Genomic DNA, 21540 nt, shown 5'->3' on the forward strand with positions numbered 1-21540 from the left:
AGGTCGACGTGAGCGCACTCTCGCCCGAGGCCCTCGAGCGGCTCGTCGCCGCGCTGCCCGAGGGGGTCGTGGCCACCCGCGCGGAGACGCTCGAGAAGTACCGCCACGACGGGGCGAACGACCCCACCGCGCAGCTGCCCCTGGCGTGCGTGCGCGCGGAGTCCACCGACCACGTCGTGACGACGATGCGGTGGGCCACCGAGCACCGCGTCGCCGTCGTCCCGCGAGGTGCGGGGACGGGGCTGTCGGGTGGCGCGTCGGGGCAGTCCGGGGCGATCACCCTGTCGACCGAGCGCATGCGCGCCGTCGAGGTCGACCCGGCGAGCCGCACCGTCGTCGTCCAGCCCGGTCTGCTCAACGCCGAGGTCAAGGCCGCCGTGGCGGAGCACGGCCTGTGGTACCCGCCCGACCCCAGCTCGGTCCAGATCTGCTCCATCGGGGGCAACCTCGCGACGAACGCCGGGGGTCTGTGCTGCGTCAAGTACGGCGTCACCGCCGACTACGTCCTCGGGCTCGAGGTCGTCCTCGCCGACGGCACGGTGCTGCGTCTGGGCGGGCGTCACGTCAAGGACGTCGCCGGCCTGTCGCTCATGCCGCTCTTCGTCGGCAGCGAGGGGACCCTGGGCATCATCACCTCGGCCACCCTGCGCCTCGTGCCGGCGCAGCGGCCGGCCGCCACCCTCGTCGCGACCTTCCCGACCGTCGCGGCGGCCGCCGACGCCGTCGTGCGGGTCGGTCGTGACGTGCAGCCCTCGATGCTCGAGCTGCTCGACCAGGCCGCGATCAACGCCGTCGAGGACTACGCCCCGATGGGTCTGGACCGCGACGCAGGGGCGCTGCTCCTCGCGCAGTCCGACGCGCCGGGCGCCGCCCGGGCCGCCGAGGTCCAGCTCGTCGGGCGAGCGTTCGAGGCGGCGGGGGCCCTCGAGGTCTTCTCCACCGACGACGTCGACGAGGGCGAGCTCTTCATCCAGGCCCGCCGTCTCGCGCTGCCGGCGCTCGAGCAGCGCGGGCGGGTGCTGCTCGAGGACGTCGGCGCGGCGGTGCCGTTGCTGCCCGACCTGCTCGCCCGGATCGAGGCGGTCGCCGCCCGGCACGGGGTCGCCATCCCCGTCGTCGCCCACGCCGGCGACGGCAACACCCACCCGATCATCGTCGTCGACACCGACGACCCGGACGGCGAGGCGAAGGCGCAGGCCGCCTTCGTCGACGTCATGGCCGCGGCCGTCGAGATCGGCGGCACGATCACCGGCGAGCACGGCATCGGCCGGCTCAAGCGCGACGCCCTGCCGACGCAGCTCGGCCCGGAGGTCATGACCGCGAGCCGGCGGGTCAAGGACGCCCTCGACCCGCTCGGTCTGCTCAACCCCGGCGTCCTGCTCTAGCCGGCCTCGTTCGTCCGGACGTGCAGGCGCCCGCCCAGGGGTGTGGCGTGCGCCCCGCTCTCGCGGTTGGATGGAGGCGTGAGCGCGTACCTCCTGCGGGCCGGTGACACCGGCCCGACCCAGCAGTCACCGGTGACGTGCGGCGCGGCCTGCCTCACGGTCGCGCGGATGCTCGTGGACGACCCCTTCGCCCGGTGGGTGACGACGGGCAGCGGCCTGCCGGTCCTCGGGGCCGAGGGCTCGACGCCCGTCGAGCGCTTCGCGAGCTACGAGCGCACCGTGCACCGACGCACCAACGGGCTCAAGGTGTCGCGCGCCGGGCTCCGGCCGCCGTGGCCGCGCGCGCTCGGCACCCCGCCGTGGGGCGCGCGGGCCGAGCTCGAGGCCGGTGCGAGCCGGGTCGGCACCCGCTACGAGGTCGACGTCCTGCGGCCGCTCGGCGACGACGGGCTGCGGGCGGCCTTCGAGCGCCTGCACCGGGTCGTCGACGAGGGCGAGCCCGCCCTGCTCTACGTCGGCTCGGACGTGCTGCCGCGCCACGTGACCCTCGTGCTGCCCGGCCAGCTCGACGACGTCGTCGACGTCTACGAGCCGGCGTCGGGGCACGTGCGCCAGGTGACCGTCACCGAGGTCGTCGAGGCCCGGCTGGGCCTGGGTGGCTGGGACCGTGCGTGGCTGCTCGTGCGCCCGACGGGGGAGCGGCTGGCCCGGGCCGGGTCGCGCCCGGCCTTCGACCCCCGCCGGGTCCCCGTGCCCCGTCTCGTGCCCGGGACGGCACCGTCCCCGGACGCGGTGCGCAGCGAGCCCGTGCGCTGACCCGCCCCGACGCCGACGCCGTCGCCGACCCCCCACCCGCGGACACCCGAGCGCACCTGACGCCGGCTACCTCTCCGGCTACCACGCCGTAGTGGTCGTGATCACCACCAGTACGGCGTGGTAGCCGGGTCGGCAGGCGAGGGCGAAGGGGGCGGCAGCCCGGCGAAGGGGAGGGGCGGGTCAGCGGCGGTTGCGGCGCCAGATCGCGACGGTGAGGGCGGTGGCGAAGGTGCACCAGCCCGTGTACGTGCCGAGCGCGGCGGTGCGCAGCCGCCCGTGGGGGCGGGCCCGACGGGTGAGCTCGGCAGCGGTCGCCGCCAGCGCCGCGGAGTCGATCGCCGCGAGACCGGGACGGTGCCCCTTGAAGAAGAGCGCGCTCCACCCCGCGTTGAGGGCGAGGTTCGCCGCGAGGGTGGCCGCGTACCCCTTCGCCGCCTTGGGGTCGTCCTCGGTCTCGGCGAGCGTCGCCGCGCTGCTCAGCGCGATGCCGGTGTACAGCGCCGTCCACACGACGGGGAAGGCGATGGCCGGCGGCTGCCAGCCGGGGGTGTCGAGACGGCGGTACCACCGCGACCCGGGGTCGGTCGCGAGGCTCCCGACGACCGCGGTCGCAGCGGTGGCCAGACCGGCGACCTGGAGCGAACGGCGCCAGCGCAGCGGGTCGTAGCCCTCCATGGCGGCCTCGAGGGCGTCGGTGTACCCGGTCCGGCCGCCGGGGGGCGGGCCGACGAGCTCGAGGAGGTCCTGCTCGTGGCAGACGGCGTCGTGGACGAGGCTGCCGATGAGCGGGCGGGCGATGCCGGCCTTGACGGGGGTGACGAGCCCGATCCAGTGGCTCGCGAGCGACGGCGTGAGGACGGGCACGGTGACGATGACGCGGGGGACGAGCCCGGCGACCTCGGCGTAGCGCTTCATCATCTCGGCGTAGGTGAGCACGTCCGGCCCGCCGAGGTCGAAGCTGCGGTTGACGTCGCCCTCGAGCCCGGCGGCCGAGGCGAGGAAGTAGACGACGTCGACGATGCCGATGGGCTGGATCGTGTTGAGCGCCCACTTCGGGGTGATCATCGCCGGCAGCCGCTCGGTGAGGTGGCGCAGCATCTGGAAGCTCGCGGACCCGTCCCCGAGGACGATGCCGGCCTGGAGCACGACGCTGGGCGTGGGGCTGTCGAGGAAGATCTCGCCGACCTCGACCCGCGAGCGCAGGTGGGGCGAGAGCTCGCCGTCGGGGTGCAGCCCGCCAAGGTAGACGATGCGCCCGACGCCGGCCGCTGCGGCCTCGTCGCTGAAGAGCTGGGCCATCTCGCGGTCTCGCTCGATGAAGTCGCCCTCGCCGTCCATCGAGTGCAGCAGGTAGTACGCGACGTCGACGCCCTCGAGCGCACGCGCGACGCTCTCGCGGTCGGTCGCGTCACCCTCGACGACGTCGACCCGGTCGGCCCACTCCTTGGGCAGGCGCGCGGCGGAGCGGGTGAGGACCCGCACGCGCCACCCGCGGTCGAGCAGCTCGGGCAGCAGGTTGGACCCGACGTAGCCGGTCGAGCCGGTCATGAGGACGGTGCCGGGCGCAGCGGTGGTGGTGCTCATGAGAAGAGTCCGATCGACGAGGAGAGGTCGAGGGTCGGCGGGAGGAGGAAGAGCATGCCGAGCGACCACGTGAGGTGGGTGATGATGGGGCCGAGCACACCGCCGGTGACACGGCGCTGCAGCCCCGTGACGACGCCGACGGCCAGTCCCGCGAGCGCGAGCAGGGCGATGCCGCTGGCCAAGGAGACCAGCGTGTAGATCACCGCGGTGATGGCGACGGCGTGCCGCCGCCCCGCGGCGGAGTAGAGGGCTCCGCGGAAGTACAGCTCCTCGGCGATGCCGTTGACGGCGGTGATCGCCGCGACGACCGGCAGCGAGCCGACCGTCGCGTGCGCGAGCAGGCCACGGACCGGCTCGGACAGAGCGGGGATCCCGGCGACGACGAAGCCGCCGGCGAGGAAGATCGCGAGCAGCAGCAGCCCGAGCGAGAAGGACTGGACCACCGGGCGGGCCGTCGTCCCCGCCCGGGTGTGCCCGCGCCCGAGCCACAGCCGGCCCGAGGCGAAGGCGCCGATCGTCCACACCGCGGCGAGCGCGAGCGTCGCCCCGTAGAAGAGCGGGTCGCCGGGCTCGATCCGCAGCGCGGACGCGAGCAGGACCGCCCCCAGGGCGAGCGTGATGACGGCGACGACGCGGCGCCGGCGGAAGGCGGCGTCGGACTCGGCGTGGTCGCGCTCCACGGGGGTGAGCAGCGCGGCATGGAGGAACTTCGAGACCTCGGTCACGGGGTTGATCACGGGTCGCTCCTGCCTCGGGGGCGGTCGGGGGTCAGGTCTGCTTGGGGGGCTTGACGAAGGGGACGAGCTCGACGTCGACGAGGGCGACGGCCTCGCCCTCGGCGTAGTCGAGCGTGCCGGTGAGACGTCCGGCGGTGCGCAGGTCCGGCTCGCCCTGCTGCACGAGCGGGGCGAGGGCGGCGGGGGTCTGCAGCGTCGCCGAGGTGATCTCGGAGCGCATGCCGACCTTCGCGTCGGACTTGGCCTTGCGGACCTGGCTCAGGGCCGCGCCGACGGCCGCGAGGACCTCGGGGTCACCGGGCTGGCCCAGGGCGAGCTCGTCGACGAGCGGCCACGTCGAGCGGTGGACCGAGCCCTGCTGCCACCACGACCAGACCTCCTCGGTCGCGTAGGGCAGGAAGGGGGCGAGCAGGCGCAGGAGCACCGACAGCGCGAGCCGCAGGGCGGCGCGGGCGGAGGGGTCACCGGCGTGGGCACGGTCCTTGACGAGCTCGATGTAGTCGTCGCAGAAGGTCCAGAAGAAGGTCTCGGTGACGTCGAGGGAGCGGGTGTAGTCCCAGCCCTCGAAGCCGGCCGTCGCGTCGCGCACGACGTGCGCGAGCGCGGCGATCATCGAGCGGTCGAGCGGCTCGGTGATGACCGAGGCCAGACCCTGACGGGGCTCGAGCTCGGGCTCGCCGAAGCCGAGGGCGAACTTGCTCGCGTTGAGCAGCTTGATCGCCAGGCGGCGGCCGACCTTCATCTGACCCGTGTCGTACGCGGCGTCGGTGCCCAGACGCCCGCTGGCCGCCCAGTAGCGCACCGCGTCGGCGGAGTGCTCGACGACGACGTCCTCGGGGGTGACGACGTTGCCCTTGCTCTTGCTCATCTTCTTGCGCTCGGGGTCGAGGATCCAGCCGCTGATCGCGGCGTCGGTCCACGGCACGCTGCCGTGCTCGAAGTGCGAGCGCACGACGGTCGCGAAGAGCCAGGTACGGATGATGTCGTGCCCCTGCGGGCGCACGTCCATGGGGAAGACCTTGCCGAAGAGGTCGCTCGTCCCGGCCTCGGCGCCGCGCCAGTCGCCGGCGATCTGCGGGGTGAGCGAGCTCGTCGCCCACGTGTCCATGACGTCGGGGTCGCCGGTGAAGCCGCCGGGCTTGTCGCGCTGGTCCTCGGTGTACCCCGGCGGCGTCTGCGCGGCGGGGTCGACGGGCAGGGTGTCCTCGGCCGGGGCGATCGGGGCGTCGTAGTCGGGCTCGCCGGAGGCGTCGAGGCGGTACCAGACGGGGATCGGCACCCCGAAGAAGCGCTGACGGCTCACGAGCCAGTCGCCGTTGAGCCCGGCCACCCAGTTCTTGTAGCGCGAGCGCATGAAGGAGGGGTGGAAGTCGATCTCGTCGCCGCGCGCCTGCAGCGCCTCGTTGAGCTCGACGTCGCGCCCGCCGTTGCGGATGTACCACTGACGGCTCGTGACGATCTCGAGCGGCTTCTCGCCCCGCTCGTAGAAGTTGGCCTTGCGCTGGGTCTTCTGCGGCTCGCCGTCGAGGTCGCCGGAGGCGCGCAGCGCCTCGACGACCACCTCGCGGGCCGAGTGCACGGTCTTGCCGGCCATCTCCTCGAAGACCTCGGTGCCGCGGTCCCCCTTCGCGTCGGCGACCCATGCGGGGACCTCGGCCTGCACACGGCCCGCGCGGGTGATGACCGAGCGGGTCGGCAGGCGCAGCTCGCGCCACCAGATGACGTCGGTGAGGTCACCGAAGGTGCAGCACATCGCGATGCCCGCGCCCTTGTCCATCTCGGCGGCCGGGTGGGCGACGACGGGGATCTCGACGCCAAAGATCGGCGAGGTCACGCTCGTGCCGAAGAGGCCCTGGTAGCGCTCGTCGTCGGGGTGCGCGATGAGCGCGACGCACGCGGGGAGCAGCTCGGGGCGGGTGGTCTCGATGTGCACCGGCTCACCGGTCGTGCCGTCCGCGGCGACCCGGTGGAAGGCGACGCGGTGGTACGCCCCCGGGTAGTCGCGCGCCTCGAGCTCGGCCTGGGCGACGGCGGTCTGGAAGGTGACGTCCCACAGCCCCGGCGCCTCGGCCGTGTAGGCCTCGCCGCGGGCGAGCTGGCGCAGGAAGGCCTGCTGCGCGGTCGCGCGGGAGCGGTCGTCGATGGTCCGGTACTGGATGTCCCAGTCGAGGCTGAAGCCGAGCCGGCGGAAGAGGGACTCGAAGGCCTCCTCGTCCTTGACCGTCAGCTCGTCGCACAGCTCGATGAAGTTCTGCCGGCTGATCGGCTGCTGGTCGGCGGCCTTGATGCTCTTGGTGTCCCCGGCGAAGGGGGGCACGTACCCGGGCTCGTAGGGCAGGGTCGCGTCGCCGCGCACGCCGTAGAAGTTCTGGACGCGCTTCTCGGTCGGCAGTCCGTTGTCGTCCCAGCCGATGGGGTAGAAGACGTCGAAGCCGGCCATCCGCTTGTAGCGGGCCATGCAGTCGGTGTGGGTGTAGCTGAAGACGTGCCCCATGTGCAGCGAGCCGGAGGCGGTCGGCGGCGGGGTGTCGATGGAGAAGACCTTCGAGCGGTCGGCGGTGCCGCCGAAGGCGTAGGTGCGCTCCTCGCGCCATACCTGCGCCCACTTGTCCTCGAGGCCGTCCAGGGACGGTCGATCGGGGATCGGCGAAGGGGTGGCGGGGGCGTTCGTCATGGGCCCGATCCTCCCATCACGGCGACCTCGCGACCCAATCGACCCGGGCCCTGTCGAGGGTGCCGTCGTAGGCTGGGCGCATGACGCCCCCGCGCTTCTCGGCAGAGCCGACGTACCGCACGATCATCGCTGTCGGCCGGCCGACCTTCCTCGCCCTGGGCTACCAGCTGCGCTACCGCGGCCGGCACAACGTGCCCCGCCACGGCGGCGCCGTCATGGCGGTCAACCACACGTCCTACGTCGACTTCCTCTTCGCCGGCGTCGCCGCGCGCAAGCAGCACCGCTTCGTGCGCTTCATGGCCAAGAAGTCGATCTTCGGGCACCCCCAGGCCGGCAAGATCATGCGCGGGTGCAAGCACATCCCCGTCGACCGGCGCGCGGGCACCGAGTCCTACCGCCTGGCCGTCGAGGCCCTGCGCAGCGGCGAGGTCGTCGGCGTCTACCCCGAGGCGACGATGTCGCGCAGCTTCGAGATCAAGGAGCTGAAGAAGGGCGCGGTGCGCATGGCCCAGGAGGCCGGCGTCCCCGTGCTCCCGACGATCGTCTGGGGCTCGCACCGAATCTGGACCAAGGACGCGCCCCGCCGCATCGGGCGCACGAAGACCCCGATCCACGTGACGATCGGCGAGCCGCTGCACGTCGGTCCCGACGACGACGTCACGGCCAAGACCGAGGAGCTGCGCGAGATCATGAAGCGCCTCCTCGACGAGACGATCGCGGGCTACCCCGAGCTCACCGGCGACGACCTGCGCTTCCTCCCCGCCCGCCTCGGCGGCACCGCCCCGACCTACGAGGCCGCATACTCGAAGGACTTCTCCGACATGAGCCGCACCCGCGACGAGTTCACGGGCTGACCCCTTCGCCCCCGGGCGCCTTGAGGCCTTGGTGCGAGTCCCACCAGCCCCAAGATTCTCGGGTCACCCGATAAACCCTTGCTCAGCACGAGTAAGAAACTCCTGCTGAGCCGGTGTTTATCGGGTGACCCGATAAACATGTGACGGGTGTGGCGAGCCGCCGGGAGCGGCCAGGCGAAGGGGGCCTCAGGCGAGAGGGGGGAAGGGGTCAGACCGGGTGACCGAGGTGGGAGAGGGCCTGGCGCAGGAGGACTCCGTGGCCGCCGCCCATGTCGGCGAGCAGGCCCGGCTCGGAGGCCTCGCTCGGGGTGAGCCAGGACAGGTCGAGCGCGTCCTGCTGGGGGGCGCAGTCACCGCCGACGGGCACGACGTAGACCATCGCGACGGCGTGCTGGCGCGGGTCGTGGAAGGGCGTGACCCCGGGGGTGGGGAAGAACTCCGCCACGGTGAAGGGCTGGGGGCTCGGCGGGACCTGCGGCAGGGCCATCGGGCCGAGGTCCTTCTCGAGGTGGCGCACGAGCGCGTCGCGGATCCGCTCGTGGTACTGGACTCGACCGCCGACGAGCTCGCGCTCCATCCGGCCGGTGTCGGTGGCCCGCAGCAGCAGCCCGACGGAGGTGATCTCGCCGCTCTGGTCGACGCGCACGGGCACGGCGACGACGTAGAGCATCGGCACACGGCCCCGCACCGACTCGAGCTCTTCGCGAGGCAGCCAGGCCTCCTGGCGGTGGGTCTCGGTCGACATGGCCCCGATCCTGCCAGAGCGGGCGGCGGCCCGACGCACGGCGTCAGCCGGGCTGGTCCTGCGGCCCCTCGAAGCGCGCCTGCGCGTCGAAGGCCGCCTTGCGCGAGGCCCGCCGCAGGGCCCCGAGGACGGCCCGACCGGTGAGGCAGACGAGGAGCACGGTCGTCAGCGCCCGCCCGATGTCCCACCCCAGCGAGGTCGACACGGAGTAGACGAGGAAGCGCTGGAGGTTCTCGAGCGCCGGCGCCCCGGGCACGAAGGTGATCGCGCTCTCGCCCTGGACGGTGAAGGGCCAGAAGGCGAAGTTCAGCGCGACGCCGTAGAGCAGCGCGGCGAGCGCGCCGTACCCGGCGAGCAGCGCGATCTCGGCACGCCCCCTCGCCCGCGGCAGCAGCCCGGCGCCGAGCCCGACCCACGCGGCACCGAGCATCTGGAAGGGCAGCCACGGGCCGACACCGGCCGTGAGCAGCGCCGACGAGAAGAGCGTCGTCGTGCCGAGCACGAAGCCGAAGCCCGGCCCGAAGACCCTCCCGGCCAGCACGAGGAGGAAGAAGACGGTCTCGACCCCCGCGGTGCCCGCGCCCATCGGCCGCAGGATCGCGCCCACGGCCGAGAGGACCCCGAGCATCGCGACGGCCTTGACGTCGAGCCCGCCCTCGGCGACCTCGGCGAGGACGACCGCCAGGACGAAGGGGAGGAGGAGGGCGAGCACGAGCGGCGCGTCGGCGCTGTGCTCGCTCGCCATCTCCGGCGAGATCAGCAGCGGCCAGCCGAACGCGAGCAGGCCCACGACGCTCGACATGACGACCGCGGCGGTCGACCACGGCCGCAGCTGCACGGCCCGGACCCCGTGACCGTCGGCGACCGGGCGCGGCGGGAGCGTCGTGCTCATCGCGGTGCCCGGAGCTGCGCGCAGACCTCGGCGACGGTGAGGTAGCCGGCCGGGGCCGTGATCTTCGCGACCTGGGGGGCGAAGGCGGGGGAGGCCAGGACGACGTCGGCCGTCGGGCCGTCGGCGACGACCTCGCCGGCGGCGAGGAGCAGCACCCGGTCGGCGCTCTCGGCGACGAACTCCACGTCGTGGGTCGAGCACAGGACCGCTCGCCCGCTGCGCGCGAGCCGGCGCACGGCGTCGCGCAGGGCGGCCTTCGCGGTGTAGTCGAGCCCGCGCGTCGGCTCGTCGAGGAGCAGGACCGGCGGGTCGGCGGTGAGCTGCACCGCGAGCACGAGCGAGAGGCGCTGCCCCTCGGAGAGGTCACGGGGGTGGCGCTCGCCGGGGATGCCCGGGGCGAGGGCGTCGAGGTGCGCGCGAGCCGTGCCGGGCGCGGCGTCGCTCTCGCGGTCGGCCTGCGCGAGCTCGGCGTCGACGGTGTCGAGGTAGAGCAGGTCGCTCGCGGTCTGCGGCACGAGCCCCACCCGGGCGCGACGCTGCGCCGCGCCGAGGTCGGCCGTGTCGGCCCCGTCGACGCGCACCCGCCCGGCGGTGCGCGGGCCGGAGCCCTGCAGGGCCCACAGCAGCGTCGACTTGCCGCTGCCGTTGCGGCCCATGAGGGCGGTGACGCTGCCGCGGGGCAGGACGAGGTCGACGTCCTGGACGGCGACGAGGTCGTCGTAGCGCACGCTCACCCCGCCCGCCTCGAGCACCGGCTCGGTGGCGGTCGGCGGCACCGGGGCGGGTCGGGGCGGCAGCTCGCGCCGCAGGGAGACGGCGGCGCGGCGGGCGTCACGCACCGACAGCGGCAGCGGGTCCCACCCGGCGACGCGGCCGAGCTCGACGACGGGCGGCGCCACGGTCGCGGTGCGCATGACGCTCGCGGGCGACCCGTGCTCGACCCGCCCGTCGACGACGTGGAGGACGGAGTCGGCGTGGTGGAGCACCCGCTCGATGCGGTGCTCGGCGATGATCACCGTCGTCGCGAGGTCGTGGACGAGCCGGGTGATCGCGGCGAGCACGTCCTCGGCGCCCGTCGGGTCGAGCGCCGACGTCGGCTCGTCGAGGACGACGACGCGCGGGTGGCAGGTGAGGACGGCGCCGATGGCGACCCGCTGCTGCTGGCCCCCGGAGAGGTCGCGCAGCGGGGCGTCGCGCAGGTCGGCGATGCCGAGGACGTCGAGGGTCTCCTCGACCCGCTTGCGCATCGTCGCCGGCGGCAGCGCGAGCTGCTCCATGCCGTAGGCGAGCTCGGCCTCGACGGTGTCGGTGACGAAGCCGGCGAGGGGGTCCTGCCCGACGACACCGACGACGTCGGCGAGGTCGCGCGGCCGGTGGGTGCGCGTGTCGCGCCCGGCGACGACGACCCGCCCCGAGAGGGTGCCGCCGGTGAAGTGGGGGACCGTGCCGTTGATCGTGCCGAGCAGGGTGCTCTTGCCCGAGCCGGTCCGACCGACGACGACGACGAGCTCGCCCTCCTCGATCTCGACGTCCACGTCGCGCAGCACCGGCTGCGTCGCGTCGGCGTAGGTCACCCCGACGTGCTCGAGGACCACGGCCGGCCCGTGGTGGCTGCCCGTGCTCATGCGCTCTCCTGCGGGGTCGCGACGGCTCGGGCAGGGGCACCGGACGCGCGGCGGGCGGCGCTCGCCCGGGTGACCGGCGGGAGCGGGGTGAGCACCCCGGGCAGCGCGGCGACGAGGAGCCCGAGCGCGGCCGTCCACGGCAGCGCGGGCGCCCCGAGGGGCTGCAGGGGCAGCGACAGGCCGAGGGGGTCGAGCTCCTGGGCGGCGAGCACCCCGGCGGCCCCGGCGACGCCGCACGCGAGGACGAGCCACTCCGCGCCCCGCCACGGGTCGGGCCGGTAGACGGTGCGGTGCACCGCGGCGCTGCCCAGCCGCAGCCCGAGGGCGCCCAGACCGATCCCGCCGACGAGCATCGGCGTGCCGATCCACGCCGGGCTGCGGGTGTCGAGCAGTCCGTAGACCCCGAGGCAGATCGCGAGGAGCGACGCGAGGGTGACCCCGCTGACGAGCCGCCGGCGGCGAAGGGGGACGTCGCCGCGCCGGCCGTAGCCGCGCGAGTCCATCGCCGAGGCGAGCATGAGGGAGCGGTCGAGGGTGTCCTGCAGGACCGGCATCGCGACCCGGCGGAAGGCGCGCAGACCCCGCCCGGCGTCACCGCGCAGTCGCCGCGCCCGCAGCACCCGCTGGACGGACTCGGCGAGCTGGGGGGCGACGGTGATCGCGACGACGACGGCGGCCCCGATCTCGTGGAGCGCGCCGGGCAGCGCCGCGAGCAGCCGCTTGGGGTTCGCCAGCGCGTTGGCCGCGCCGACGCACAGGATCATCGTCGCCAGGCGCAGGCCCTCCAAGCCCGCGGCGAGCAGCCCCTCCAGTCGGACGGTGCCCAGCAGGTCGATGCCGGCGGCCCACGAGGGCAGGGTCGCGCTCGGCAGCTCGAGCAGCACGGTCTCGCCCCACTTGAGGCCGAGCAGGACGTGCAGGACGAGACGCAGGACGACGACGAGGACGCCGAGCCAGACGTAGAGGCGGAAGGCCCGGGCCCACGGGGTGCTCGGACGACGCGACACGACGACGAAGGTGACGACCGAGATCGCGAGGAGCAGCAGCAGCGGGTTCGTCGTCGCCGAGACGCCGACCGCGAGCGCGATGGCCCACAGCCACCAGGCCCCGGGGTGCACCGCCCGGGGGAGGGGTGGGGTCACGCGCGTCGACGACGGGCGGCGATGACCGCGCCCGCGCCGAGGAGGGCGACGAGCCCGAGGCCGGCGAGCGCCGGCAGGGCGGAGGAGCCGTCCTCCTCGCGCACCGGGGTGCTCGTCGGCAGCACGTCCTGGGGGGCGCCGGCCGTCGCGCCGGCCGAGCCCGAGGAGCTGGTGCGGGACGCCGACGGGGTGCGCGCGCGGGTCGAGCCCGATCGCGTCGACCCGGCAGTGGCGCTCGCGCGGCCGCTCGAGGACGCGGAGGGGGTCGAGGTCGCCCCTGGCGCCGCGCCGGAGCCGTCGGTGGTCGCCCCAGGTGCAGGGGCGGAGGGAGTCGAGCCCGGCGCGGGCGCGCTGCTGCCGGTCGCCCCGCCCGAGCCACCGGAGCCCTCATCGCCCGAGCCGGAGCCCGAGCCACCGGAGCCCTGGGTGCTCGAGCCGGAGCCCGAGCCGCCCGAGCCCGAGCCGCCCGAGCCCGAGCCGCCCGAGCCCGAGCCGCTGGACCCGCCGCTCACGCCTCCGCTCGACGAGGGCGCCGCGCTCGGGGTGGGCGCCGAGGCAGCCGCGGGCACCGACCACGCCGGCGCCGACCCGGCGCCGAAGCGCCAGCCCTGGTAGCTGCCGGGGGCCGGGTCGCTCTGCGGGCTGTACGCGCCGTAGCTGCTGTAGGCCCACGACCCACCGGCCTCGGCCCGCCAGAAGGACCACGAGGCGCTGCCCGGGGGCGTGCGCACGCACGGGTCGCTGCTCGGCTGCCCGCTGATCCGGCACACGAAGCCGGGCTGGGTCTGGACGTCGGTGATGGTGAAGCCCGCCCTCTTCAGGGCGTCGGCCCCGGAGGTCGGGTCGCCCGGGGCGCAGCGCACGTCGACGCCGCCCGAGTACTGCACGACGACCGTGACGCCGGAGGTGCCCTGGCAGGCCGCGGCCTGCCCCGGCGCGGCGCTCACCGCGAGCGCCGGGGCGACGAGCAGCGTCGCGGCGGCGCCGCGGGCGAGCAGGCGGGTGGTCGTCGACATCGTGGTCCCGGGCCTCAGCGGTGCGCCCCGCGGCGACGCGAGCCCACGAGGGCGCCGGCACCGACGAGGGCGAGGATCCCGGCGCCGACCCAGCCGGCGCCGCCGAGGCCGCCGTCACGGGCGTCGTCGGTCTGGACGACCTCGGGTCGGGTGGGCTCCTGGCCGGGGGTCGTCGGGCGTGCGGTCGCGGTGACCGTCGTCGTGCTCGTCGACGGCTCGTCGCTCGGGTCGGTCGTGCTCGGGTCGCCCGGGGTGGGCTCGTCGGCGCAGTCCAGCGCGACGGGAGCGGCGGCCGCGCCGTCGGAGGTCACGTCGAGGTAGGAGACGTCGGTGCTGCCGAGCAGGGCCTGGGCGGTCGAGCGGTTGAGCTGGTCGCTCGGCTGCGTCGAGGCGTCGGCGGCCGCGGCGTCGGCCGGGGTGTAGGCCAGGGCGCCGGCGACGTCCGGGGACTCGCAGCCCAGGCGCACGGAGTCGAGGAAGCCGCGCGCGGAGGTCAGCGCGTCGGTGCGACCGGCGAGCCGGAAGGCGACCGCGGCCAGACCGGTGGAGTTGGAGTTCTCCTCGCTCGTCGAGGTGCCGCCGCCGACCCCGCCGTCCCCGCCCTGACGGGCCTGGAGGTAGTCGACCGCCTCGGTGATCGCCGCGTCCTGGCCGCCGGCGCCCGAGAGGGCCTGGACCGCGACGGAGGTCGCGTCCGGGTCCGAGGTGCACGCGCCGGCGTTCTCGAGGGCGAAGCCGCCGTCGGCGCACTGCCGGGTGAGCAGGAAGTCCACGGCCTCGTCGGACACGTCGACGCCGTGGCGCTCGAGCCCGATGATCGAGAAGGACTGGCCGAGGGTGTTCGAGTAGTCGCCGTACTGCGAGTCGTCGGTGAACTGCCCGCTCGCCTGCTCGCGGGCCTGCAGCGCGCCCAGGTAGTCGGTGCCGCCGACGGTCCCGCCGAGGCCGCGCGAGGCGGTGAGCGTCAGCAGCTTGCCGGTCGCGCCGACGTAGAGCTCGTCACCGGCGCTGCCGGTGTAGGTGCCGGCCGCACCGAGGACGTAGTCGGTCGAGGCCTGCGACTGGTCGCCGGCGGTGCCCGTGGCCTGCATCGCGAGGATCGCGTCGATCGTCACGCCGGGGTCGTCGTAGGACTGGTCGCCGTAGCTGACGCTCAGCCGGTCGTCGTTCGCCTCGAGCTGGGCGGCGAGGTAGGCCGCGGAGGTCGTGGCGCTCGGCTGCTCGGCGGCCTGCGCGGCGGGGGCGAGCGCGAGGGTGGCGGCCGCAGCGAGGGCGGAGCCGGTGAGCAGGGTGGCGAAGGGGGGACGGCGTGACGTGAGGGGCACGGTGGTCTCTCTCGGTCGGGTGGCGAGCTGGTCTGCACCCGGCACCGAGATGACGGGCTCGACCCGTGGTCCGCGACGGGTGGTGTGCTGAGCCCGCGCAGGCCAGGCGTTCCGACTTCGGCACGACGTGCCGTCACGGCTGCGGGACAGTGCCGGGATCTCACCGGCTTCCCCTGGGGCTGCGCGTCCCGCCCCGGCGACGGGGTGGGCACCATCAGGGTACGCCGGTCGCGGCGGTGCCCACTACACTGCTCGTAGCGTCTGAGCCGTCATCAGCGGCGAGCTGTCCGGAAGAACGGGACGCGACCCCTTCGCCCGAGGTGTCGCTCCTCACTAGAACCGGACGGGTGGGCCCGTCACAGCCCTCATGAGCGGTCGGCAGCACCCCCTTCGCCCGCGAAGGGGTGATGACGGCAAGCGAGGTGGTACCGCGGTGCCGCCGAGACCGACAGGTCGAGGCGACGTCGTCCTCGTCGACGACGACCGCGACGACCCGCTGGAGCCACAGCCGATGACCTACCCCAAGGCCTCCACCCACCCCGGCGCCGCCCTCGGCGTGCCCGCGAGCCCCTCCTTCCCCGCGATCGAGGAGGGCGTGCTCGCCTACTGGGAGGGCGATGACACCTTCCGCGCCTCCGTCGAGCAGCGCGCCTCCACGACGCGCGCCGACGAGTTCGTCTTCTACGACGGGCCCCCCTTCGCCAACGGCCTGCCGCACTACGGCCACCTGCTCACCGGCTACGTCAAGGACGTCGTCCCGCGCTACCAGACGATGCTCGGCAAGCGGGTCGAGCGGCGCTTCGGCTGGGACACCCACGGGCTGCCCGCCGAGCTCGAGGCGATGCGTCAGCTCGGCCTGAAGACGACCGACGAGATCCGCGAGCTCGGCATCGAGCGCTTCAACGACGCGTGCCGCGAGTCGGTCATGCGCTACACGGGGGAGTGGCGCGACTACGTCACCCGCCAGGCCCGCTGGGTCGACTTCGACGACGACTACAAGACGATGAACCCCGACTTCATGGAGTCGGTCATGTGGGCCTTCAAGAGCCTGCACGACAAGGGCCTGGTCTACGAGGGCTTCCGCGTGCTGCCCTACTGCTGGCAGGACGAGACCCCGCTGTCGAACCACGAGCTGCGGATGGACGACGACGTCTACCAGCAGCGTCAGGACCCCGCCGTCACCGTCGGCCTGACGATGGACTCCACGGGCGAGGACCCGGTGCTCGACGGCGCCCGGCTGCTCGTGTGGACGACGACCCCGTGGACCCTGCCCAGCCACCTCGCGGTCATGGTCGGCTCGAGCATCGACTACGTGGTCGTCGAGGCCCCGGTGCCCGGGACCGACGAGACGGGCAGGTTCGTCCTCGCCGAGGCGCGCCTGGGCCACTACGCCCGTGAGCTCGGCGAGGAGCCGACGGTCCTCGGTCGGTACACCGGTGCCCAGCTGCTCGGGCGCACGTACACGCCCCCCTTCGCCTACTACCTGGGGCACGAGCGGGCCTTCCGCGTCGTCGCCGCCGACGACGCCGTGACGACGACCGACGGCTCGGGCCTGGTGCACACCGCCGGCGCCTTCGGCGAGGTCGACAAGGAGGTCACCGACCGCGAGGGCATCGCCGCCGTCATGCCGGTCGCCAAGGACGGGCGCTTCACCGCGCCGGTCGCCGACTACGAGGGCCTGCAGGTCTTCGACGCCAACGGCCCGATCATCGACGCGCTGCGCGCGACGACGCGCGGCGAGGCGAGCGGCGGGGTCACCCCCGGCACGGTGCTGCTGCGCCGCGAGACCTACGAGCACTCCTACCCGCACTGCTGGCGCTGCCGTCAGCCGCTCATCTACAAGGGCGTCGAGTCGTGGTTCGTCGAGGTCACGGCGATCAAGGAGCGGATGCTCGCCAACAACGAGCAGATCACCTGGACGCCCGAGCACGTCAAGCACGGGCAGTTCGGCAAGTGGCTCGAGAACGCCCGCGACTGGTCGATCACCCGCAACCGCTTCTGGGGCTCCCCGGTGCCGGTGTGGAAGTCCGACGACCCGGCCTACCCGCGCCTGGACGTCTACGGCTCCTTCGAGGAGATCGAGCGCGACTTCGGCCGGCTGCCGCGCAACGAGGCCGGTGAGCCCGACCTGCACCGCCCGTGGGTCGACGACCTCACCCGGCCCAACCCCGACGACCCGACGGGCCGCTCGACGATGCGCCGCGTCGAGGACGTCCTCGACGTGTGGTTCGACTCCGGGTCGATGAGCTACGCGCAGGTGCACTACCCCTTCGAGCAGCGCGAGTGGTTCGAGGAGCACTTCCCGGGCGACTTCATCGTCGAGTACATCGGGCAGACGCGCGGCTGGTTCTACACCCTGCACGTGCTCGCCACCGCGCTCTTCGACCGGCCGGCCTTCTCGAGCTGCATCAGCCACGGCATCGTCCTCGGCAACGACGGCGCGAAGATGAGCAAGAGTCTCCGGAACTACCCCGACGTCCGCGAGGTCTTCGACCGCGACGGCGCCGACGCGATGCGCTGGTTCCTCATGAGCAGCCCGATCCTGCGCGGCGGCAACCTCGTCGTCACCGAGGAGGGCATCCGCGAAGGGGTCCGCCAGGTCCTCCTGCCGCTGTGGAGCAGCTGGTACTTCTTCAGCCTCTACGCCAACGCGATGCCCGGCGGGTACGAGGCGCGCTGGTCCACGGCGTCGACCGACCCGCTCGACCGCTACCTGCTGGCGAAGCTGCGCGAGCTCGTCGTCGACGTCCGCGAGCGGATGGACGCCTACGACATCGCCGGGTCGTGCGACGCCGTGCGCGGCTTCACCGACGTGCTGACCAACTGGTACATCCGGCGCTCGCGCGAGCGCTTCTGGGCGACGGGCGAGGACACGGGCGACGCGCAGGCCGCCTTCGACACGCTGCACACGACCCTCGAGGTCCTGTGCCGGGTCGCGGCGCCGCTGCTGCCGCTGACGACCGAGGAGATCTGGCGGGGCCTGACCGGCGGGCGCTCGGTGCACCTCGCCGACTACCCGGACGCCGCGGACCTGCCCGAGGACCACGCGCTCGTCGTCGCCATGGACACGGCCCGTCAGGTCTGCTCGACCGCGTCCTCGCTGCGCAAGTCCAACAAGCTGCGCACCCGTCTGCCCCTGCGCGACCTCACGGTCGTCGTCCCGGGCGCGGCCGCGCTCGCCCCCTTCGGCGCGATCGTCGCCGACGAGGTCAACGTGCGCCAGGTCAGCCTGCTCGACCTCGACGACCCCGCGGCCGACGGATTCGGGGTGACCCAGCGCCTCACGGTCAACGCGCGCGCCGCCGGGCCGCGCCTGGGCCGCGAGGTGCAGCACGCGATCAAGGGCAGCAAGACGGGCGACTGGTCGGTGGCCGAGGACGGCACCGTCACCTCCGGCGGGCTCGCGCTCGTCGAGGGGGAGTACACCCTCGAGTCGGTCGTAGCCGACGACGGCTCGAGCAGCCGCGCGACGGCGATGCTGCCCGGGGGCGGCTTCGTCGTCCTCGACACCGAGGTCACCGAGGAGCTCGCCGCCGAGGGCCTGGCCCGCGACGTCGTGCGCGCCGTGCAGGACGCGCGCAAGCGCGCCGGGCTCGAGGTCTCGGACCGGATCAGCCTCACCGTCACCGGCAGCCAGCGGCTGTGGGAGGCGACGCTCGCCCACCAGGGCCTCGTCGTCGAGGAGACGCTCGCCGGCCAGTTCGGCGCCGCTCCCCAGCTCGAGGCGCTGCCCGTCGGCGAGGGCGTCGTCGAGACGACCCTGTCCGAGGGCGAGACGGTGCGCATCAAGGTGACCCGCCTCTAGCAGCCCGCCCCGGGGCCTGACTGCCTCCCTTCGGGGGGAGGCGCTCACGGCCCCGGGGAGCTGGTGCGTTGTTAGCGTCGCCGCATGACAGAAGCGCAGCGATGACCTCAGCCGTGGCCGACGCCGTCGTCATCGGCGGCGGGCCCAACGGGCTCGTCGCCGCCAACCTCCTCGCCGACGCCGGCTGGGACGTCGTCCTCCTCGAGGGCGCCGACGAGGTCGGGGGAGCGGTGCGCAGCGCCGAGGTGGCCGCGCCGGGCTTCGTCTCGGACCTCTTCAGCGCCTTCTACCCCCTCGCCGCAGCGAGCCCGGTCATCTCCGGGCTGCACCTCGAGGAGCACGGCCTCGAGTGGGTGGACGCGCCGTCCGTCGTCGGCCACGCCCTGCCCGACGGCCGGGCCGCCGTCATCGAGCGCGACGCCGAGGCGACCGCCGCCGGTCTCGAGGCCGATGCGCCGGGCGACGGCGCCTCGTGGTTGCGGATGGTCGAGCACTGGCGCTCCGTGCGCGACCCCCTGCTCGACGCGCTCTTCACCCCCTTCCCGCCCGTGCGGGCGAGCCTGCGCCTCGCGCGTCAGCAGCGGGCCGGCGGCCTGGTCGAGCTGGCCCGTCTGGCCACCGTGCCGGTGCGCCGGCTCGGCGAGGAGTCCTTCGCCGGCGAGGGCGGCCGCGTGCTGCTCACCGGCAACGCGATGCACAGCGACCTGCCCCCGGATGGTGCGGGCAGCGGCTTCTTCGGGTGGCTGCTCGCGATGCTCGGCCAGGACGTCGGCTTCCCGGTGCCCCGCGGAGGCGCGGGCGAGCTCGCGCTGTCGATGGCCCGACGCGCGACGGCGCGCGGCGTCGAGATCCGCACCGGCAGCACCGTCGAGACCGTGCTCGTCGAGCACGGCCGGGCGAGCGGCGTGCGGCTGCGCGACGGCAGCACGGTGCGGGCGCGCCGCGCGGTGCTCGCCGACGTCGGGGCGCCCCACCTCTACCGCGAGATGCTCGACCCGGACGTCGTGCCCGACCGCCTGCTCGCCGACCTCGAGCGCTTCGAGCTCGACGCCGGCACGCTCAAGGTCAACTGGGCGCTCGACGCACCGGTGCCGTGGGCCGCCCCGGGGCTCGCCGGCGCCGGCACGGTGCACCTCGGCGTCGACGACGACGGCCTGCTCGAGGTCTCGAAGGACCTCGCCCTGCGCCGGGTCCCGCGCCGCCCCTTCCTGCTCTTCGGGCAGATGACGACCGCCGACCCCACCCGGTCGCCCGAGGGGACCGAGTCGGCCTGGGCCTACACCCACCTGCCCGTCGGCACGCACGACCCGGCGGTCGTCGACGAGCACGTCGAGCGCATGCGCCAGGCGGTCGAGCAGGTCGCCCCGGGCTTCGCCGGTCACGTCGTCGGCGAGCACGTCCAGTCGCCGAGCGACCTCGAGCACTGGGACCCCAACCTCGTCGGGGGCTCGGTCAACGGCGGCACCTCGGCGCTGCACCAGCAGCTCTTCATGCGCCCCACCCCGGGTCTGGGTCGCTCGGAGACCCCGGTCCCCGGTCTCTACCTCGCGAGCGCGTCGGCCCACCCCGGCGGCGGGGTGCACGGGACGTGCGGCTCGAACGCCGCTCGTGCTGCGCTGTCCGCCCACGGGCGGCTCGGGGCCGTGCACCGGGCGGTGGTGCGCACCGCCTGGTCGCGCGTGCTCACGACGGGGGACCGGTCATGACCGCCCGGGTGGCTCTCGTCACCGGAGCGGGCAGCGGCATCGGCCTGTCCGTCGCCGAGCGGCTCGCGGCCCAGGGCCACGTCGTCGTCCTCGTCGGCCGCGGCGTGCCCGCGCTCGAGCGGGCCCGGGCCGCGTGCGAGCGGGTCGGCGGCTCCGCCATGGTCGTGCCCGCCGACGTCCGCGACGCCGAGGCGGTGCGGTCGGCCTTCGAGACCGCGGCGAGCCTGGGCCGCCTCGACGCCGTCGTGCACAGCGCCGGGGTGCTCACCTACGGGCGCTTCGAGGACGTGCCGGCGGAGGTCTTCGAGGCCGCGATCGACACGACGCTGCTCGGCACGTCGCGCGTCTTCCGCGAGGCGCTGCGGATCTTCCGCAGCAGCGGCGGCGGAGGCTTCGTCGTCGTCGGGTCCGTCCTCGGCAAGGTCGTCGTGCCCGAGATGTCGTCCTACGTCACCGCGAAGTGGGGCCTGCACGGCCTCGTGCGCACCTTGCAGGTCGAGCACCGGGGCGACCCGGACGTCGAGATCTCGCTCGTCTCGCCCGGCGGGGTCGACACCCCGATCTACCGCAGCTCGGGCACCTTCTCGGGCCGCCACGGCCGCCCGCCCGAGCCGGTCGCCGGTCCGGACAAGGCCGCCGACGCGGTGATGGCCTGCCTCGAGCGACCGAGGCGCGAGGTCGACCTCACCTGGACCAACCACGTCATCGTCCTGGGCTCACGGCTCCTGCCGTGGCTCTACGACGCGGCCGTCGGACCCCTGGCATCACGCGTGGCCCAGCAGCCCGGCAGCGGCGTCGAGCCCACGGCGGGCAACGTGCTCGAGCCGCGCGACGTCCCGCCCGAGGCGGACGACCCGCCCGGCTCCCTGCCGGTCCGGCGCACCGTCGCCGCGCCGGCCGACCGGGTGTGGGAGGTCCTCGCCGACCCCGCCCGTCTCCAGCAGTGGCTCCCCGGCGCCCGGGTGCACGAGAGCGAGGACGGACGCCACCTCGTCCTCGGCGCGCAGGGAGCCGCCGGGCCGACCCGCGTCCGGGTCGAGGTCGAGCCGGACGACGGGCCGTCGTGCACGGTGACGATCCGCCAGGACGTCGTCGACGGGCCGGGTCGGGTCGTACCGCGCCTGGCCCGGCAGGGCGCCGTCGTCGTGCGCAGCACGCTGGCGCTGCGCCGGCTCGCCGATCTCGCCGAGGCCCCGCAGCGCGACCTGGGCTCCGCCTGACGGCAGGATGGCCG

General features: G+C 74.4%; 15 protein-coding genes and 1 riboswitch. Of the genes, 6 read left to right on the forward strand and 9 right to left on the reverse strand.

Annotated elements, in window-relative coordinates; all coding sequences use genetic code 11:
- Positions 1 to 8 precede the first annotated feature (8 nt).
- Both LIV55_RS15375 and LIV55_RS15380 read left to right on the forward strand, forming a co-directional pair.
- Positions 9 to 1385 (forward strand): FAD-binding oxidoreductase, encoded by a 1377-nt coding sequence (locus tag LIV55_RS15375; RefSeq protein WP_229300828.1) that lies wholly within the window; start codon positions 9 to 11, stop codon positions 1383 to 1385.
- A 78-nt stretch (positions 1386 to 1463) separates the two neighbouring features.
- On the forward strand, positions 1464 to 2201 hold the full coding sequence (locus LIV55_RS15380) for a hypothetical protein (RefSeq protein WP_229300829.1): 738 nt from the start codon (positions 1464 to 1466) through the stop codon (positions 2199 to 2201).
- Positions 2202 to 2381: 180 nt separating this feature from the next.
- On the opposite strand, the gene LIV55_RS15385 is transcribed toward LIV55_RS15380, so the two are convergent.
- Genes LIV55_RS15385 through valS form a run of 3 tightly spaced genes read right to left on the reverse strand, consistent with a single transcriptional unit; the run spans position 2382 to position 7196 of the window.
- Positions 2382 to 3785, reverse strand: a complete 1404-nt coding sequence (locus tag LIV55_RS15385) for a tryptophan-rich sensory protein (protein WP_229300830.1) — start codon at positions 3783 to 3785, stop codon at positions 2382 to 2384.
- On the reverse strand, positions 3782 to 4522 hold the full coding sequence (locus LIV55_RS15390) for a type II CAAX endopeptidase family protein (protein ID WP_068273829.1): 741 nt from the start codon (positions 4520 to 4522) through the stop codon (positions 3782 to 3784). Before LIV55_RS15390 ends, LIV55_RS15385 begins: the two co-directional genes overlap by 4 nt.
- 31 nt (positions 4523 to 4553) lie before the next feature.
- Positions 4554 to 7196, reverse strand: a complete 2643-nt coding sequence (gene valS, locus LIV55_RS15395) for a valine--tRNA ligase (protein WP_229300831.1) — start codon at positions 7194 to 7196, stop codon at positions 4554 to 4556.
- Between the two features lie 80 nt (positions 7197 to 7276).
- Here valS and LIV55_RS15400 point away from each other — a divergent pair, with 80 nt between their 5' ends.
- Complete coding sequence (locus tag LIV55_RS15400) at positions 7277 to 8050, forward strand: lysophospholipid acyltransferase family protein (RefSeq protein ID WP_068273835.1); 774 nt, start codon at positions 7277 to 7279, stop codon at positions 8048 to 8050.
- Between the two features lie 208 nt (positions 8051 to 8258).
- Here the strand turns inward: LIV55_RS15400 and LIV55_RS15405 are convergent, their stop codons facing one another.
- From LIV55_RS15405 to LIV55_RS15430, 6 genes are read right to left on the reverse strand one after another with little or no spacing between them, the layout of a single operon-like run.
- Complete coding sequence (locus tag LIV55_RS15405; protein WP_068273837.1) at positions 8259 to 8795, reverse strand: NUDIX hydrolase family protein; 537 nt, start codon at positions 8793 to 8795, stop codon at positions 8259 to 8261.
- A gap of 43 nt (positions 8796 to 8838) precedes the next feature.
- Positions 8839 to 9687 carry an ECF transporter S component gene (locus tag LIV55_RS15410; protein ID WP_229300832.1) on the reverse strand — a complete coding sequence of 283 codons (849 nt, stop codon included), beginning with the start codon at positions 9685 to 9687 and terminating at the stop codon, positions 8839 to 8841.
- Positions 9684 to 11312, reverse strand: coding sequence for an ABC transporter ATP-binding protein (locus LIV55_RS15415; protein ID WP_229300833.1), 1629 nt, complete (start codon positions 11310 to 11312; stop codon positions 9684 to 9686). Before LIV55_RS15415 ends, LIV55_RS15410 begins: the two co-directional genes overlap by 4 nt.
- Entirely contained in the window at positions 11309 to 12454 is a 1146-nt protein-coding gene (locus LIV55_RS15420) for a CbiQ family ECF transporter T component (RefSeq protein WP_229300834.1), read from the reverse strand. Before LIV55_RS15420 ends, LIV55_RS15415 begins: the two co-directional genes overlap by 4 nt.
- A complete protein-coding gene (locus LIV55_RS15425) occupies positions 12451 to 13470 on the reverse strand; it encodes a hypothetical protein (protein ID WP_229300835.1) in 1020 nt (339 codons plus the stop codon). Before LIV55_RS15425 ends, LIV55_RS15420 begins: the two co-directional genes overlap by 4 nt.
- Positions 13471 to 13484: 14 nt before the next feature.
- The gene (locus tag LIV55_RS15430) at positions 13485 to 14795 is read right to left on the reverse strand and encodes a prenyltransferase/squalene oxidase repeat-containing protein (RefSeq protein ID WP_229300836.1); all 1311 of its coding nucleotides are present in this window, start codon (positions 14793 to 14795) and stop codon (positions 13485 to 13487) included.
- 105 nt (positions 14796 to 14900) lie between these two features.
- Positions 14901 to 14968: riboswitch (cobalamin riboswitch) on the reverse strand.
- A 338-nt stretch (positions 14969 to 15306) separates the two neighbouring features.
- On the opposite strand from LIV55_RS15430, the gene ileS reads away from it, so the two are divergent.
- The 3 genes from ileS (at position 15307) to LIV55_RS15445 (ending at position 21526) form a co-directional block, all read left to right on the forward strand.
- On the forward strand, positions 15307 to 18600 hold the full coding sequence (ileS, locus tag LIV55_RS15435) for an isoleucine--tRNA ligase (protein ID WP_229301010.1): 3294 nt from the start codon (positions 15307 to 15309) through the stop codon (positions 18598 to 18600).
- A 101-nt stretch (positions 18601 to 18701) separates the two neighbouring features.
- Positions 18702 to 20306 carry a phytoene desaturase family protein gene (locus LIV55_RS15440; RefSeq protein ID WP_229300837.1) on the forward strand — a complete coding sequence of 535 codons (1605 nt, stop codon included), beginning with the start codon at positions 18702 to 18704 and terminating at the stop codon, positions 20304 to 20306.
- Entirely contained in the window at positions 20303 to 21526 is a 1224-nt protein-coding gene (locus tag LIV55_RS15445; RefSeq protein WP_229300838.1) for an SDR family NAD(P)-dependent oxidoreductase, read from the forward strand. Before LIV55_RS15440 ends, LIV55_RS15445 begins: the two co-directional genes overlap by 4 nt.
- Positions 21527 to 21540: the final 14 nt, after the last annotated feature.

Origin of the sequence: Janibacter melonis, from assembly GCF_020567375.1 — a bacterium.
Lineage (GTDB): Bacteria > Actinomycetota > Actinomycetes > Actinomycetales > Dermatophilaceae > Marihabitans > Marihabitans melonis.